The 14,074-nt window shown below is 49.9% G+C and carries 12 protein-coding genes; 2 read left to right on the top strand and 10 right to left on the bottom strand.

Translation table 11 applies throughout. The annotated features are described in order from the left end of the window. Positions 1–55: 55 nt before the first annotated feature. Both cphA and BMW43_RS02480 read right to left on the bottom strand, forming a co-directional pair. Positions 56–2,722, bottom strand: a complete 2,667-nt coding sequence (gene cphA / locus BMW43_RS02475; protein WP_091743822.1) for a cyanophycin synthetase — start codon at positions 2,720–2,722, stop codon at positions 56–58. Between the two features lie 184 nt (positions 2,723–2,906). Then, on the bottom strand, positions 2,907–3,719 hold the full coding sequence (locus BMW43_RS02480; RefSeq protein ID WP_091743823.1) for a cyanophycinase: 813 nt from the start codon (positions 3,717–3,719) through the stop codon (positions 2,907–2,909). A gap of 337 nt (positions 3,720–4,056) precedes the next feature. On the opposite strand from BMW43_RS02480, the gene BMW43_RS02485 reads away from it, so the two are divergent. After that, positions 4,057–4,698, top strand: a complete 642-nt coding sequence (locus BMW43_RS02485; protein ID WP_091743824.1) for a L,D-transpeptidase family protein — start codon at positions 4,057–4,059, stop codon at positions 4,696–4,698. Here BMW43_RS02485 and BMW43_RS02490 read toward each other — a convergent pair. The 6 genes from BMW43_RS02490 to yabG form a co-directional block, all read right to left on the bottom strand. Then, positions 4,660–5,451: a HipA family kinase gene (locus tag BMW43_RS02490; RefSeq protein WP_091743825.1), complete on the bottom strand. Its 792-nt coding sequence runs from the start codon at positions 5,449–5,451 to the stop codon at positions 4,660–4,662. The genes BMW43_RS02485 and BMW43_RS02490 overlap by 39 nt on opposite strands. 345 nt (positions 5,452–5,796) lie before the next feature. Continuing rightward, on the bottom strand, positions 5,797–6,735 hold the full coding sequence (locus tag BMW43_RS02495; RefSeq protein WP_091743826.1) for an SPOCS domain-containing protein: 939 nt from the start codon (positions 6,733–6,735) through the stop codon (positions 5,797–5,799). A 41-nt stretch (positions 6,736–6,776) separates the two neighbouring features. Continuing rightward, entirely contained in the window at positions 6,777–7,544 is a 768-nt protein-coding gene (locus BMW43_RS02500; RefSeq protein ID WP_245732195.1) for a DUF3794 domain-containing protein, read from the bottom strand. A 544-nt stretch (positions 7,545–8,088) separates the two neighbouring features. After that, positions 8,089–8,790: a CAP domain-containing protein gene (locus BMW43_RS02510; protein WP_091743828.1), complete on the bottom strand. Its 702-nt coding sequence runs from the start codon at positions 8,788–8,790 to the stop codon at positions 8,089–8,091. Positions 8,791–8,916: 126 nt separating this feature from the next. Next, positions 8,917–10,248, bottom strand: a complete 1,332-nt coding sequence (locus tag BMW43_RS02515) for a DNA recombination protein RmuC (protein ID WP_091743829.1) — start codon at positions 10,246–10,248, stop codon at positions 8,917–8,919. Between the two features lie 235 nt (positions 10,249–10,483). After that, positions 10,484–11,362, bottom strand: coding sequence for a sporulation peptidase YabG (gene yabG / locus BMW43_RS02520; RefSeq protein WP_091743830.1), 879 nt, complete (start codon positions 11,360–11,362; stop codon positions 10,484–10,486). Positions 11,363–11,840: 478 nt separating this feature from the next. Between yabG and BMW43_RS02525 the strand changes: the two genes are divergently transcribed. Further along, entirely contained in the window at positions 11,841–12,623 is a 783-nt protein-coding gene (locus BMW43_RS02525) for a glycosyltransferase family 2 protein (protein ID WP_091743831.1), read from the top strand. A gap of 38 nt (positions 12,624–12,661) precedes the next feature. On the opposite strand, the gene rsmA is transcribed toward BMW43_RS02525, so the two are convergent. Continuing rightward, positions 12,662–13,507: a 16S rRNA (adenine(1518)-N(6)/adenine(1519)-N(6))-dimethyltransferase RsmA gene (gene rsmA, locus BMW43_RS02530; protein WP_091743832.1), complete on the bottom strand. Its 846-nt coding sequence runs from the start codon at positions 13,505–13,507 to the stop codon at positions 12,662–12,664. Next, positions 13,504–14,040 (bottom strand): ribonuclease M5, encoded by a 537-nt coding sequence (gene rnmV / locus BMW43_RS02535; RefSeq protein ID WP_177173435.1) that lies wholly within the window; start codon positions 14,038–14,040, stop codon positions 13,504–13,506. The genes rsmA and rnmV overlap by 4 nt, the downstream gene beginning before the upstream one ends. Positions 14,041–14,074: the final 34 nt, after the last annotated feature.

The following is a 14,074-nucleotide window of genomic DNA, read 5'->3' on the forward strand; positions in this document are numbered from 1 at the left end:
ACATGAACTTTGCCGGCCTCACAAACCACTGAATTGTCTGAATGGATGACTCTTTCTACTTCATATCCGCAGCCAACAGGCTGCCGTAGGAAATTGCCGGTTCCTTCCTCTCCCGTAAAGCCAGAGAGGCTTCATAGGTTTGCCGGAATTCTTCCAGCGTTTTCATGACCAATTCGTAACTTTCAAAAAACACGACAATCAAATCGCCGGGCTGTGCCTGCTGCAGGGCTGTTTTCAGCGCTTCCGCCTCGGAAGGGATAACGCGGATACAGTCAGTCTTAAAGCCTGCCTCCAGCACACCCTGACGAAGCAGTTCAGCGGTTTCTCCCTTTTTCCGGCCCCGCAGATCGGCGTCTTCCTTGATATAAATATAATCAAAGCCTTTGCCGGCAATCCACCCGATCTTTCGCGTGGTTTCGTCCCGCCGATCACCCGGCGCGGCAATAACCCCGACCAGCCGCCTGGCATTTAACCGCCGCAGCGTCTGAATAACAGCCTGATACCCGGCCGGATTATGGCCGTAATCGACACAAACCCGCAGGTCTCCGACAGTCTCTAAATTGAGCCTGCCGGGATTTTGCGCAAACTCGGCCAGCCCCTGCCGGATGCAGGAGACCGGAATTCTCATGCAATAACAAGCGGCCGCAGCAATTACGGCATTTTGCAGATTATGCACAGCCATGCCACCCAGGGCGGCGGGAATATCCGCCACGGCAATAATCGGCCTGGCCAAATCGCCGCAAGCCGTATAGATAATACCATCTTTTATAAAAAATGCCTTGCCGCCTGCTCCCAGATGACGCCGTACCACAATATTGCTGGGTTCTACGCTGAAATAGACTATTTCGCCGCTGGTCCGGCAGGCCAGACCGGCCACGATCGGATCATCAGCATTTAGCAGGGAGAATCCATTGTCTTTGACCGTTTCAACAACCAAGGATTTGATAAAAGCCAAATCTTCCAGTGATTCAATGCCGTCCTGTCCCAGATGATCCTCCGTTATGTTGGTTATAACTCCCACATCGCATTTATCGAAAGCCAGGCCGCCACGAACAATACCGCCTCTGGCTGTTTCCAACACGGCAACCTCTACGGCGGGATCGGCCAGCACCATGCCGGCACTGCGCGGTCCGCTGGTATCGCCGGGCAGGATGCACTCTTCATCAATATATATGCCTTCCGTAGTTGTCATGCCCACATGGTAACCGGCCTTTCGCCAGATACTGCCGATCATCCGGGTCACTGTGGTTTTGCCGTTTGTACCGGTAACCGCGACAATCGGAATCCGGCCGTTATTACCGTCCGGGAAAAGGCTTTCAACTATCCGCTGCGCCACATTTCTCGCCTTACCGGCCGACGGATAATGGTGCATGCGAATACCGGGCGCCGCATTGACTTCAATGACCGCCCCATACCCCTCCCTGATCGGTTCGGCAATGCTTTCGGCAACCACATCAATGCCGGCTACGTCCAATCCAATCAGCCGGGCCACCCGTTCCACCATTTTGACATTATCGGGATGCACGATATCCGTCACATCCACTGCCGTGCCACCGGTACTCAGGTTGGCATTCTCCCTGATCCGGACAAGCTGTCTGTCAGCCGGCACAGAGGCCAGCGTAAGCTGTTGACGGGCCAACACATCAATCGCGGTTGCATCGATTTTTATTTTGGTCAACCGTTTTTCATGACCGTTGCCGCGATCGGCATCGGCATTGGTCAGATCGACAAGCTCCTGCACCGTATGCTGCCCGTCTCCCAGCACATAGGCCGGTATCCGTTCGGCCGCGGCAATTAGCTTGCCGCCCACCACACATAGCCGGTATTCATGGCCACACACATATTCCTCAATCAGCACACTGTGATTATAATCATAGGCAAGCTGAAAGGCACGCTCGATTTCAGCCGGTTTGCTGGCGTTGATGGTTACACCCTTTCCCTGATTACCGGCCAGCGGCTTCACTACTACCGGGCCATCGATCCGCTGCCGGGCCGCAAGGGCTTCCGCCACAGTTGTAACCACAATACCGTCAGGAACAGGAATCCCGCACTGGGCCAGTACCTGCTTCGTCACATATTTGTCACAGGCCAGATCAGAAGCTAGAGCGCTGGTCTGATCGGTAAGCGTGGCCCATGCCCGGCGTCGGCGACAGCCATAGCCTAGAAACAGCAGACTGCCTTCGCCCATTCGGGTTACCGGGATATCTCTTTTACACGCTTCTTCGTATAAGGCCGCTGTACTTGGTCCGAAACCGCCTTCATCACCGGCTTCTCGGATACTTTGCAGCGCAGTGACGATGTCAAAGGGCTGGCCGGCAATCACTGCCCGTAATAGTTCTACGGCTACCGCCAGCGCCTGTCGCGCCAACGCTTCAATTTCATAACGAAAAACGACATCATATACACCCAGCACTCCACTGCCGCGAGTCTTGCCAAAACTGACCTCCGAACCAGCCATACATTGCAGTTCCAGTACGACATGCTCCAAGATATGGGCCAAATAAGTGCCCTCGTACAAACGTTCCACAAACCCGCCCTGCCTGCCGCGGGAACAATAATGGTTTTTCAAGCCCGGCAGCACCTGTAACAAGCCTTCATTAAATCCGGCAATTTCCGCACTGGAAATGTCTTCATATTTTCCAATATCAAACTTTACCTTGATGACTGGCTGGTAACTATATAGATTCGGGCCCTCAATGGTACGTACAGAAATAATTTGCATGAAAGAAATCTCCTTCCAGGGTATGTGGACACGATCTGAGCTGCCCAAATTTTGAAGCGGATTTTTCGCCAGACAAGGCGCGAAGAGAGCAAATACTGGATGTATTTAACCGACGAGCAACGAAGTATGGCAGACAATCCACCAAACGCTGGGCGGTGAACGTTCGTGTCCACATACCCTACATTCAAGTACGGCAAATAAACGGCAGCCGCCGTTTCAGGTTAAACCCGAAACCTGATGGCAGAATATGCAATGTTACATTGGTAATTGCCAGGGGATCATGGCGCTTGGATTCCGATATATTGGAATGAACAATATTTTTCCCGTCAACAATCGTTACCGTCTGTGAGCCGGTTACTTCACAACGTCCATCAGGCGATACCACGATCGCCGTATCCTCATCGATACCAATACCCAAAACATTAGGATTCTGCGATACGGCAGCCAGCAGGCGATTAATCCTGCCCCGTTGGGCAAAATGCTGATCAATCACCACTCCATTCAGCAGGCTCATGCCATGGGCCATGCTTAAGCTTGACTTTTTCGGGGTATCGCTGGAGTCACCGCCGACAATCATGGTATCACTCATTACCGAAGCGCCGGCGCTTGTCCCGGCAATTACAGCGCCTTTTACAAACCCCGACCGGATAGCCGCTTCTATTTTCGAACCGCCAAGAATGCTGGTTAACCGCAGTTGGTCGCCACCAGTAAAAAAAATGCCGCTGGCATTTTCAATCTCCTGAATCTGCTGTAAATCGTTGGCGGTCTCACGATCTTTAATATACAAAACCCCAACCGACGAAGCGCCGATCGCGCTGAACAACGCTTTATACTCATCGCCAACTTCCTGCGGATATTCCGTCGCAGTCGTAATAACGGCTATTCTCGCGTCACAGCCGCCGGACAGCTCAATGAACTTCTGCAAAACCTGGCAATCCCCCTGTTTGTCCTCACCGCCGCCAATGATCAATAATTGTCCGGATGCCTTATCGTGCATGGAAACCTCCTGAAGCATCAATATAGCATTATTTTTGCCATAACCATTCCTTTTTTATACAAAAACCCCGGAGAAAACACAAAAGCCCGGGTAAATTCATATAATGGTCTAGTGCTCCATCAACTATGAAAGTGCAGCTTCTTCACGTGCCTTTTTCCGTAAGGCTTCGTTGCCGTTAGCTTACCTATATCCGCCAGGCGCGCCGCCGCCTTGCCTTACGAAAAAATTCCCGCAAATTTAATCTACACTTTCATAGCCGGTGGAGCACTACAACTATATCCGGCAGGAACAGGCCGTTTATACCGCCTGTCCACCCGGTCTCAAGGAGGTTTATCTGGTGAATATCCATTTCCTTTATCCTGCCTGCCGCCTGGCCTTATTGCCAACCCTCAGCCAGTTGGACTATTGCCATCCCCTGATTGCTCAGCTCCAGGAAAAGCTGGCTGCCCGCGGTCTCTACACCGATACTCCGGACGGTGTATACAATCTGCTGACCCAGGAAGCAGTAACCCGGTTCCAGCAAGAGGAAAACCTGCCAGCCACCGGCCTGTTAAATCCGCTCACTTTCAGCCGCTTATGGGCCGCCCGGCACCTGACGCTATCCCCCGCCAGTCAGCCGCAGCAGCGTGCTCAGTTGGCTCTGCCCCGCGCCAATATTCTCATTGCCAAACAACGTCGTCAGCTTACCCTGTTTGACGGCAATACGCCGTTGCGGAACTACCCGGTAGCTATCGGCAAGCCAGCTACCCCCACGCCGCTCGGCAATTACACGATCATCCTAAAACACATGAACCCCGGCGGTATACTGGGCACCCGCTGGCTAGGACTGAGCCTTGACTCTTATGGTATTCACGGCACTACTAAACCCTGGCTTATCGGGCAAATGGTCTCCAACGGCTGTATCCGCATGCATAATGCTCACGTGGAAGAGGTTTTTACCTTAGTGCGGGTGGGCACCCCGGTGTACATCCGGGATTAAAGCGCAAATGGAGTCTGCAATCTTCTCGACCAATTCCTGCCGCCTGTATAAAAATTGCAGCAAGGAAGTCCGCTCTTCCGGCAGCGGCAGCCATTCTTGCGGAATACCGTCAACCATCTGTTGCCACTCTTCCGGCCGTATAGCCTGAATCAATGCCACGTACTTGCTAAAATGCTCCCGCCGGAGATAATACTTAAGCAGTACGCCATAGGCCCGGTGCTTGTTTACCGTTATTTTATCACTTAACTCCGCCAAGTTAGCTGCCTTCCATTTTCCTTTATTAAATAAATGCGAATTGTCAATGGCATACAGTTGATAGCCTACCTCGTCATGGCATACCAGCAAATTTTTCCGGTTCCAGGTACGGTCAAAGTTGTGGAACATGTGATCAAACAAGATAACCCCCGCCATATCCGCCGTATTTAAGGCCCTCTTTATATTACTCCTGTTAACATATCTGTTTTTTCTTATATATCGGCTGGCAAAATGCAATCCGGCAGGCACGGCTGCAGCTCTTAGCAGCTTATTGCCCCGGATTATTTTTTCTTCCAACTGAATGATGTCACTAGGCGGAAAACACAGCTTCAACATCTGACCAAGCTGGGCGCCCAACCATTCATTCACCAAAACCTTTACTCCCAGGCGATTGTTCTGCAGCTTTACCACATATACCTCATTATCATCGGCCCGGAATAATTGCGGCGCCGTTACACCCAAACCGACCGGCCCAAGATATTTAGCCCCAAGCAGCATCTGAGTTTCCTCCCTCCGTTCAGGCATCTGTTTTAACTATATGATGAGAAGGCCAATTCATGCCAAAATCCCCAAAAGGTTCGCTGTACTTGGCAAACCGTTAAGCCTTAGTGATCCGTCTAGTTTGAAAGCGTAAAAGAATCGGCAGGAATTTTTCACCAAGCGGAACGGCGGCGGCGCACCTATCGGACATAGATAACCCACTGACAACAACGCCTTGCAGGAAAAAGACGGTGGAGTCATTATGAGCACAAATTAGACAGACCGCTGGGGACAATAAAAAAACAAACACCACCGATCCGCCCGGAAGCGCCGTGGTGTTTGCTCTTATTGTTTTTTTGCCGGCTATTGTACGCTAAGCAGCCAACTGGCAATCCAGCCAATGGTGGTATTATCGGCCAAAAGTACCCGGTACCAGCCAAAAGCCTGTTCTTTAATGGTAACCGTATCGCCCTTTTTAACTTTTGTGACAATCGGGAAATTCGTCCCCGGACCGCTGCGCACGTGTACAACGCTGCCTGTCACAGTAGCCGTACCGCTGACAGTCGGTTGCGTGCCGACCGACGGCGTCACGCCGGTAACGTATACATTCTGGTCATTGTAGCCGGAATAATGGGAAGCTGAAACAAAATCATCGGAAAAGGTGCTGGCCGCTGTCGAATCATTCGAGGAACCAGAGGCTGTCGAAACCTCGACCTGCCCCACTTCGTCAACCGGTGTAACCGCGAGAACCTCCATATCGGTGGTACTGACCACCCGGGCCCAGAATTTAAGTACAATTGTAATATGCACTTTTCGCGGCGTGTGGTGATGATGAAAATCATAGTCCACATACTCAACCTGTACGTCTGCCTTGGCCGTCATATCCGGCATAGCGCCGGAAATGGAAATATCCCGTGTAAACCGCACATGCCGACGTTCAAATGCGTGGACCGGCTGATCAGGTAGATCGGCCACATACATGACTTTCACTTCCAGGTCACCGCGGATAATCACCTTATCTGGAATGATTGTTACATTATTGATTTCCAGGTTCTTCACGTATACATCCACGACCTGCTCAATATCCGGTTTGTCCGCCGGAACAAACATATCAAATTCCACAACGCGCTGATCCATCTCGGCACCCAGTACCTGCTCTACCTGGATCGTTTCAGGTCCGATCTCAGGGCAACCGCATACTACCTGGGCACTCTCCGTTGTCCCGGTGCCGGTTACCGATACTACAGTGTTCGAAGTAGATCCTGTTGAACCACCCGAAGCACGTTCTAAGTCGTCAGCCATTTTTCCCCCCCCTTTTTCTATTGATGTATGTCTGTTAGTCATTATCCTTTAGGTGAGGTAGGCATGGTAGCGACACCAAGCTGAACCTCGCGGTCGGTCATGACCTTTGCGGTAATTTTCAGTACGACGGAAACATCGAATTCGCGGCAATTATGATGGTGGTGATGGTGTCCGCAGTGGCCGTCATGATGGTGATGATGATCATGGGTATCACAGGTATCATCCGTATCGCAGGTATCATTGTCATCCGTATCGCAAGTGTCTTCCGTATCCTCGGTATCGCAGGTGTCTGGTGTGTCATCTGTATCGCAGGTATCTTCCGTATCATCACAATCATGTTCCCAGTGTTTATGCTTGTAAGCACGGGTCCATTCGTCCATATCGTAATCAACGAATTCTACTACCACACTGGCATCGGCGTCCATTCCCTTGCGTACTCCCGACATCGCAAGATCCTGAGTCCATCTGTAATGCCTGATTTCCACCGCATGGACCGGGTGATTAGGCAAATCAGCCACATAAATGGCTTTTACTTCAAACTCACCGCGAACAATGACCTTATCCGTAATGACATCAACATAATTGATTTCCACATTTTTAACAAATACATCAACAATCTGCTCGATGGACGGTTTTTGGTCCGGAACGACTACGTGAATATCCAGAACCTTTTGTTCCTCTGATTCGGCAATGACCTGGCGCACTATAATCGTCTGCGGTCCGGTCTCTGTACCGAGCGTGCATTGATTGTAATTATACATCCCCTTCGAGGATGCGCTTACCGTTTGGCGGAGATCTTTATCGTCCACATATATTCCCCCCTTTGAATGTTCTATTTATATATATGCCTGCGAAAATTTTTATGTGACAAAAATTTGGCAGGATGCCTGGCGATCTGGAAATAAATATCAATCCAAGAGAATAGACATAACACTTTAACTCTTTTTGTCATAGTATGTAAAAGAAGCCCTTAAAAAGGGCTGATCAAATATGAACGGGAGGTCATAAAAAAATGTATGTAAAAGGCAACTATTATCCTAAATACGATTGTGACTACATGAAAGAATGTCACCACCATATGAAGGATGACTGTTACAAAGACGATTGCCAGGAACACCACGAACATGTTTGCTGTGATATTCCCAATCTACCCAAACCGGAAAAAGAATGTGTAAAAACCTTTAAATGCGTCTACCGGGTATATAAAGTATGTCACTATCGAGTATTCAAGATTTGCCCTGTCTGCAGTCATGAATTTGACGTCGTCCTGCATCATGGCAGATGCCCGAAGTGTATGGGATAACAAAATGTCCTGCGATCACTCGCAGGACATTTTATCTTTTACCGTCTCTATTAAGGTCTAATGAACTCTTGCACCACATACACGGAACCTTTGGCATCATGGCGAACGCCCAAGCCCACCTGTGTGTAATTCTGATTTAAAATGTTGGCCCGGTGTCCGGAGCTGTTCATGAATGCTGTCTCGGCTGCTGCCACACCGGTATTGATCGCCAGATTTTCGCCGGCATAGGTATAACCGATGCCGGCCGCTTTCATGCGGTCAAACGGTGACTGGCCTTCCGGGTTGTAATGAGAAAAGAAGTTGCGGTTAATCATATCCTGCGCATAGGCATCTCCCAGGTTAGAAAGAGCACTGTTCAAAGCCAGCGCCGGCAAACCGTTCTTAGCCCGGTCGGCGTTTAACAGACTTAATGCCTGCTGGACTTCGCTGCTGCTCCCCTTGGTCGAGGTGTTCGAGGTGTTCGTCGTTGTCTTTGAGCCGGAAGTTCCGGTCACACCGGTTGAACTGCTGGCAGCCGATGATTTATCACCATGTCCGCCATGGTTGGCTAACACGGCGATTAATCCAACAGCAAGAATTCCGCCAAGCACATCCTTATTTTTCGTATCCTGTTTCTGCTCTACTGCGGTGGTACCTTCCGCTGCCTCGGCAGCCAGGGCGCTGGATGCAAAAGCGCCGCCTATCGATGTCGAAAGTAAAGATACCGTAACGAAACCAAATAACAGCATGCTCGTTAGCTTTTTTGATCGCATTAGACAATCTACCTTTCTGTGTTGTTTTATCTTACATAATATATTAACCTTTTTGGTTACAAAGTAGATATATTCGCCTAAAATACGATAAAATCCTGCAAAAGCAGACTGTAAATGTTTACATAACTAGTAAGGCTCCGTCTCCGGCCCGTTTACCTCCAGTAACTGCATGGCCTGCTCCGGCGGTAATTCTTCCACCGCTTTCAGCTTCCGTTCAATCGTTCGGGATTTACGGGCAGCCGTATCAATGGAATTGCTGGCTTCCTGCAGTTTTTTATGGGTCTTTTCCAGCAAATCGCCAAATTTACCGAACTCGCTCTTAACCGCTCCCAGCAAGGCCCATACTTCTGAGCTGCGCTTTTCAATTGCCAAGGTCCGAAAGCCCATCTGCAGACTGTTTAGCAAGGCAGCCAGCGTGGTCGGGCCGGTAATAATCACCTTATGGCGTTGCATAAGCTGATCGCAAAGCCCCGGTCGCCGCAGTACCTCGGCGTACAACCCTTCAATGGGAAGAAATAGGATGGCAAAATCGGTGGTATGGGGCACGCACAAATACTTCTCACTGATTTCCCTTGCCTCCAGCTTAATCCGGCTTTCCAGCGCTTTGCCCGCTTCCTCGGCAGCCGGCAAATCAGCGGCTTCCTGGGCATCTAAGAGGCGCTGATAGTCTTCCTGGGGAAACTTCGCATCAATCGGCAGCCAAACCGTGCTCCCCGCCTGATCCCGCCCCGGCAGGCGGATGGCAAATTCAACCCGCTCATTGCTGCCTGGTTTGGTCGCCACATTCCGTTCATACTGCTCGATTGTCAAAATTTGCTCCAGCAAATTGCCAAGTTGAATTTCACCCCAAATACCCCTTGTCTTAACATTCGTAAGCACTCGCTTTAGATCGCCGACCCCGCTGGCCAGCACCTGCATCTCACCCAGCCCCTTATGTACCAGTTCGAGTCGTTCACTTACCAGGCGGAAGCTTTCTCCCAGCCGGCGTTCTAAGGTTTCATGCAACTTTTCATCCACCGTCCGGCGCATCTCCTCCAGCTTTTGGCTATTATCCTGCTGCAGCGCCTGCAGCTTCTGTTCCACTGTATCCCGTAGATGCTCCAGTTTGCTCTCATTGGTTCGGATAAGCGTCTGTAACTGCGCCGTATACGCCTCACCCTGTTGCAGCTGCGTCTGCCGCTGCTCGTTCAGTCTCTGCAGGATTGATTCGTTCATCTGTCCCAGCGCCTGAGCGACTTCCTGACGCAGCAAGGCCGCCTGACCGGTCATTTCCTCCCGGTTGCGCCTGATTTCATCTTTAAAGATCAGTTCCGTCCGGGTATTTCCTTTCTCCAAACTGGCAAGAGCATTCATAATATCCTGCTTTTTTATACCGCCCTGTTGTTTACTTATCAACAACAAAACAATAAGGCCGATAAGATTAATTCCGATGGAAATAAATAATGCGATTTCTGTCACGTCAGTTTCCCTCCTGCAAGACTTTCCTTCCTAAATAAGATTAGACATAGTTGCAGCAAATTCCTATCCTTCCGTCAAACAAACCAGCAGGCCAGGTAAAAAGCGTAGCAAAGCATGGCGCAAAAAACACCGTCACTGGATGTTCTGATAGTTTGAAAACCGCCCGAAAGCTGTCCTCCAAAGGATAATAAAAAAACCGCTGATTTTCACAACGGTTTTTCCCCTCTGGCAATATTCATTTATAAGGAGTCTTGGGTAGTCCCAGCCTGAACTTTCCCCGGGTTTCCAAACCACCAACCCCCTCAATGCCTGTTACCGAAGCGCTAATGGCTGCGCCAACGTCAACTGTTTTATTAATGGGGGTAAAGGCCACTTTCTCCGCGATAAACACCGGATCATAGGCGTGGATGAAAATACGGGTTGGTGAACTGGCAAAATTCGCTCCGGCGTTTAAGATGGCCTCAAAATAGGATTGGCAAGCCCCGGCAAAAATAACTAAATCATCACGGGCCGGTTCAAAAATCCGGGCTTTTTTTACGGCTTCCACATAATAACGGGAATTACGGTAATTATTCATATCTTTAAAATTTTTTTTACCATTGCCAATTAACGCGTCATGGCCGGTCAACACCAGAATATCGGGACGGAATTCATCAATAAGCTCAATCACCGCATCAGCCTGTTTCGATTCTTCGATACATCTTCCCACAGCTTCAATATTCAGCTGATTATAGGTTTTCAGGCACATTCTTAAATATTCCTCATCACCGTCAATGTGCAGAACCCGTCCCGGCAGATCAAAAAAATCGTATTTCTTGGATGACTCCGAGCGGTTCAACTCCAATTGTTCCCTCTCCTGGCTGCGGCGCATCATCACTCTTTTGAGGCTTTCGTTATGCATTCCTTCCATTCGGACGATTTCATTACGAAGGTTCTCCGCGTCCACTCTTTCCAGATCATCAATCGGCGCATCGGCCAGCAGCCGCAGATGCATGCCTTTAAGTACTGTGTAACTATGGCCGCAGGCATCGTGATATATATCAGTAACTTTAAATACTATATCGCCACCATGTGATTTGCGAATGACCAAATCACCTATCTCTATATTAGCCATGCCAGACCCCTCCGTCTTATGTTGCTCTTTACTACATACTATGTAGAATTAAAAGCGTTGGTCACCACGCCGCCCCCCTCGTTTTGTCACAGTCAACCGCCTTGAGGCAAATCATCTGGCCCTCTTGGGCGCATTCCGGTTAGCTAGTGGTCTGTAAACCCTAATTCTATAGTGTTCTTACGAGATCTTTTCCGCCCTGCTTTGTTGTCATCGGCTTACATATTCCCGATATATACGCCTTCTCCGCCTCGCAGGACGAAAAATCTCTCGCAATTCATCCTATTGCCTTAGAGTTTACAGACCACTAGCCCGGCATTTTTTCTTACTCCGGCAAAATCAGCCTGTGTCATTTAGCCTATCACTTCAATATACTATACCGATGAAACCGGTTGTGACCACTTTCATGATCCGCCGTTTACTATTCCTGCCCTCTGTCGGTCACAATGCACCGCACTCCACTTTCACGAGGTGATGGCGCATGATTACTATGGTAGTTCCGGCGCGCAATGAAGCTGGCCGCATAACTACCGTACTGCAAAACGTAGCTACCCTGCCGGTCGACCACATCATCCTGGTTGCCAATGGTTCCCACGACGCTACCTTGCAAGAAGTGCTGCAGCTTAGAATTCCCAAGCTGCAAATTATCTACTTTCACGAATGTCTTGGCATTGACATTCCCCGCTCGATTGGAGCAAAGGTTGCCCTGGCTTTGGGCAGTGACGTTGTCGTATTCGTTGACGGCGATATGGTGGGAACGTTTAACGACAATCTCATAGAACTTATTGACGGAGTGTTGTTAAAGCACCTGGATATCGCGTTAACCAACTGTTATCCGTCGCCGCCCCGCCACATCGAACGCTATAATCCGACCTTTCAGTGGCGGCTTACCCTGAATAAAGAATTGGGACTGGAAAAAAAAATCAACCTGGCTACCCCGGCCCATGGCCCGCACGCCGTCTCCAAACGGCTGCTGGAACTTATTCCACTCAGGGAACTGGCCATTCCACCGGTCCCCATGGCCCTGGCCCGCTTGCACAAATTAAAAATTGATGTGGCAACAACCATCCCCCATTACCAGCTTGGTTCGTCTATCAAAAACCAGATTCACACCCATAAAATTATTGATACTATTGTCGGAGACTGTCTGGAGGCTATTGCAGCTTTCCATAGCGAACCCCGGACCCGGCAAAACCAGACTAAGATTTTTCAGGGCTATAACAGCGAACGCCGTTTTGATCTCTTGGATTCCTTTCTGAAATAATAAAAGATCTGACCGTTTCTCTTCGGTCAGATCTTTTATTACTTACTCCAATAATTTGTAATGACCGCAAATTCTTCCAGGCTCAAGGTTTCGCCCCGCCTTGCTCCGTCAATACCTGCCGCCAGCAAAGCCTCCTTGATTTCTTCCGGTGGACGCCCCGTTGTTTTTAAAGCGTTAAACAAGGTTTTCCGGCGTTGCGAAAAGGCAGCCTTGACAATTTGGAAAAATAACTTTTCGCTCTGTACCATCACCGGCGGCTGAGTACGGACGGTACAACGAATGACCGCCGATTCCACAGCCGGAGCCGGCACAAACGAGCGTGGCGGGACGATAAACATGATTTCCGGCTCGGTGTAATATTGTACCGCCACTGACAGTGCTCCATAATCTTTGGTTCCCGGTAAGGCAACCATCCGCTGGGCCACTTCTTTTTGCACCATCGTCACCAATAGCTCCACTGGCAGGCGTTGTTCCAAGAGGCCCATGATAATTGGCGTCGTAATATAATAAGGAAGATTAGCCACAACCTTATATGACTCGGTCCCCATTTCCTGGGAAATGTTAACCCGCAAAATATCGCCATGTACGATGCGTACATTCTCGCAACCTTCCAGCGTCTTGGCTAACACGCTTACTAGCTGCCGGTCAATTTCCACCGCCGTTACCTGCGCACCGCTGTGGGCCAGGCCCTGCGTCAGCGTGCCAATACCCGGTCCAATCTCCAGCACGGCATCGCCTGCCTGAATATTTGCCGCCTGAATGATAGCCTGTACCACCTGTTCATCAATCAGAAAGTTCTGTCCCAGTTTCTTGCTCATATGAATGCCAAAGGTCTTCAAGATATGTAAGGTCACGTCCCGGTTGGCAATGGTTGGCTCAATCATTTTGTTATCTCCTCTATCGCATTCCTAAAATCAGCACGGGTAACACCGTAATGGTTTAAGCGGTATAAAAAACTTTTGCCATTGGCATAGCCGATACCCAGCCGGTTCCCGATAACAGCGCGTCGCTCGGCGGCATTGGCCATTCCGGTCAAACCGTTTTCCAGCATATCCTGCCAGGAAAACTCTTCCTGCGGCTGCCACTCATGACATTTTACTTTGCTAAGCGCCGACCGGATGGCCTCGGCTGAAGCCTGCTCAATTCCGATATCACCGTTGGCCGTGGCATCAATACGGGCTACAAAAGCATGCTTGGCTTCCGGGAAGCGCTTGCTCAGAAACTTGCGGATCCGTTCTCCGGCGCTGTCAGGATCGGTAAGAATGATAATGCCCCGTTTTGTATAAGCTTGTTCAATTTTTTGCAAAACATGCGGCGGCATGCTAAAACCGCCTGTGGAAATGCATTCAGCATCTACAGCCCGGCGGACGGCCTGTATATCCTGTTTACCTTCCACGACAATGATTTCTTTGATCAAGGTTACGCTCTCTCCTACTCTGCGGTGTAACCAC

Origin of the sequence: Propionispora vibrioides, assembly GCF_900110485.1 — a bacterium.
Taxonomy (GTDB): domain Bacteria; phylum Bacillota; class Negativicutes; order Propionisporales; family Propionisporaceae; genus Propionispora; species Propionispora vibrioides.

Excerpts from the sequence above, each read along its gene's own strand:
- BMW43_RS02490 (WP_091743825.1), bottom strand. The coding sequence starts at position 5,451 with ATGCTGCTTGGGGCTAAATATCTTGGGCCGGTCGGTTTGGGTGTAACG.
- cphA (WP_091743822.1), bottom strand. The coding sequence starts at position 2,722 with ATGCAAATTATTTCTGTACGTACCATTGAGGGCCCGAATCTATATAGT.
- BMW43_RS02495 (WP_091743826.1), bottom strand. The coding sequence starts at position 6,735 with ATGGCTGACGACTTAGAACGTGCTTCGGGTGGTTCAACAGGATCTACT.
- BMW43_RS02525 (WP_091743831.1), top strand. The coding sequence starts at position 11,841 with ATGATTACTATGGTAGTTCCGGCGCGCAATGAAGCTGGCCGCATAACT.
- BMW43_RS02510 (WP_091743828.1), bottom strand. The coding sequence starts at position 8,790 with ATGCGATCAAAAAAGCTAACGAGCATGCTGTTATTTGGTTTCGTTACG.
- BMW43_RS02480 (WP_091743823.1), bottom strand. The coding sequence starts at position 3,719 with ATGCACGATAAGGCATCCGGACAATTATTGATCATTGGCGGCGGTGAG.
- yabG (WP_091743830.1), bottom strand. The coding sequence starts at position 11,362 with ATGGCTAATATAGAGATAGGTGATTTGGTCATTCGCAAATCACATGGT.
- rsmA (WP_091743832.1), bottom strand. The coding sequence starts at position 13,507 with ATGATTGAGCCAACCATTGCCAACCGGGACGTGACCTTACATATCTTG.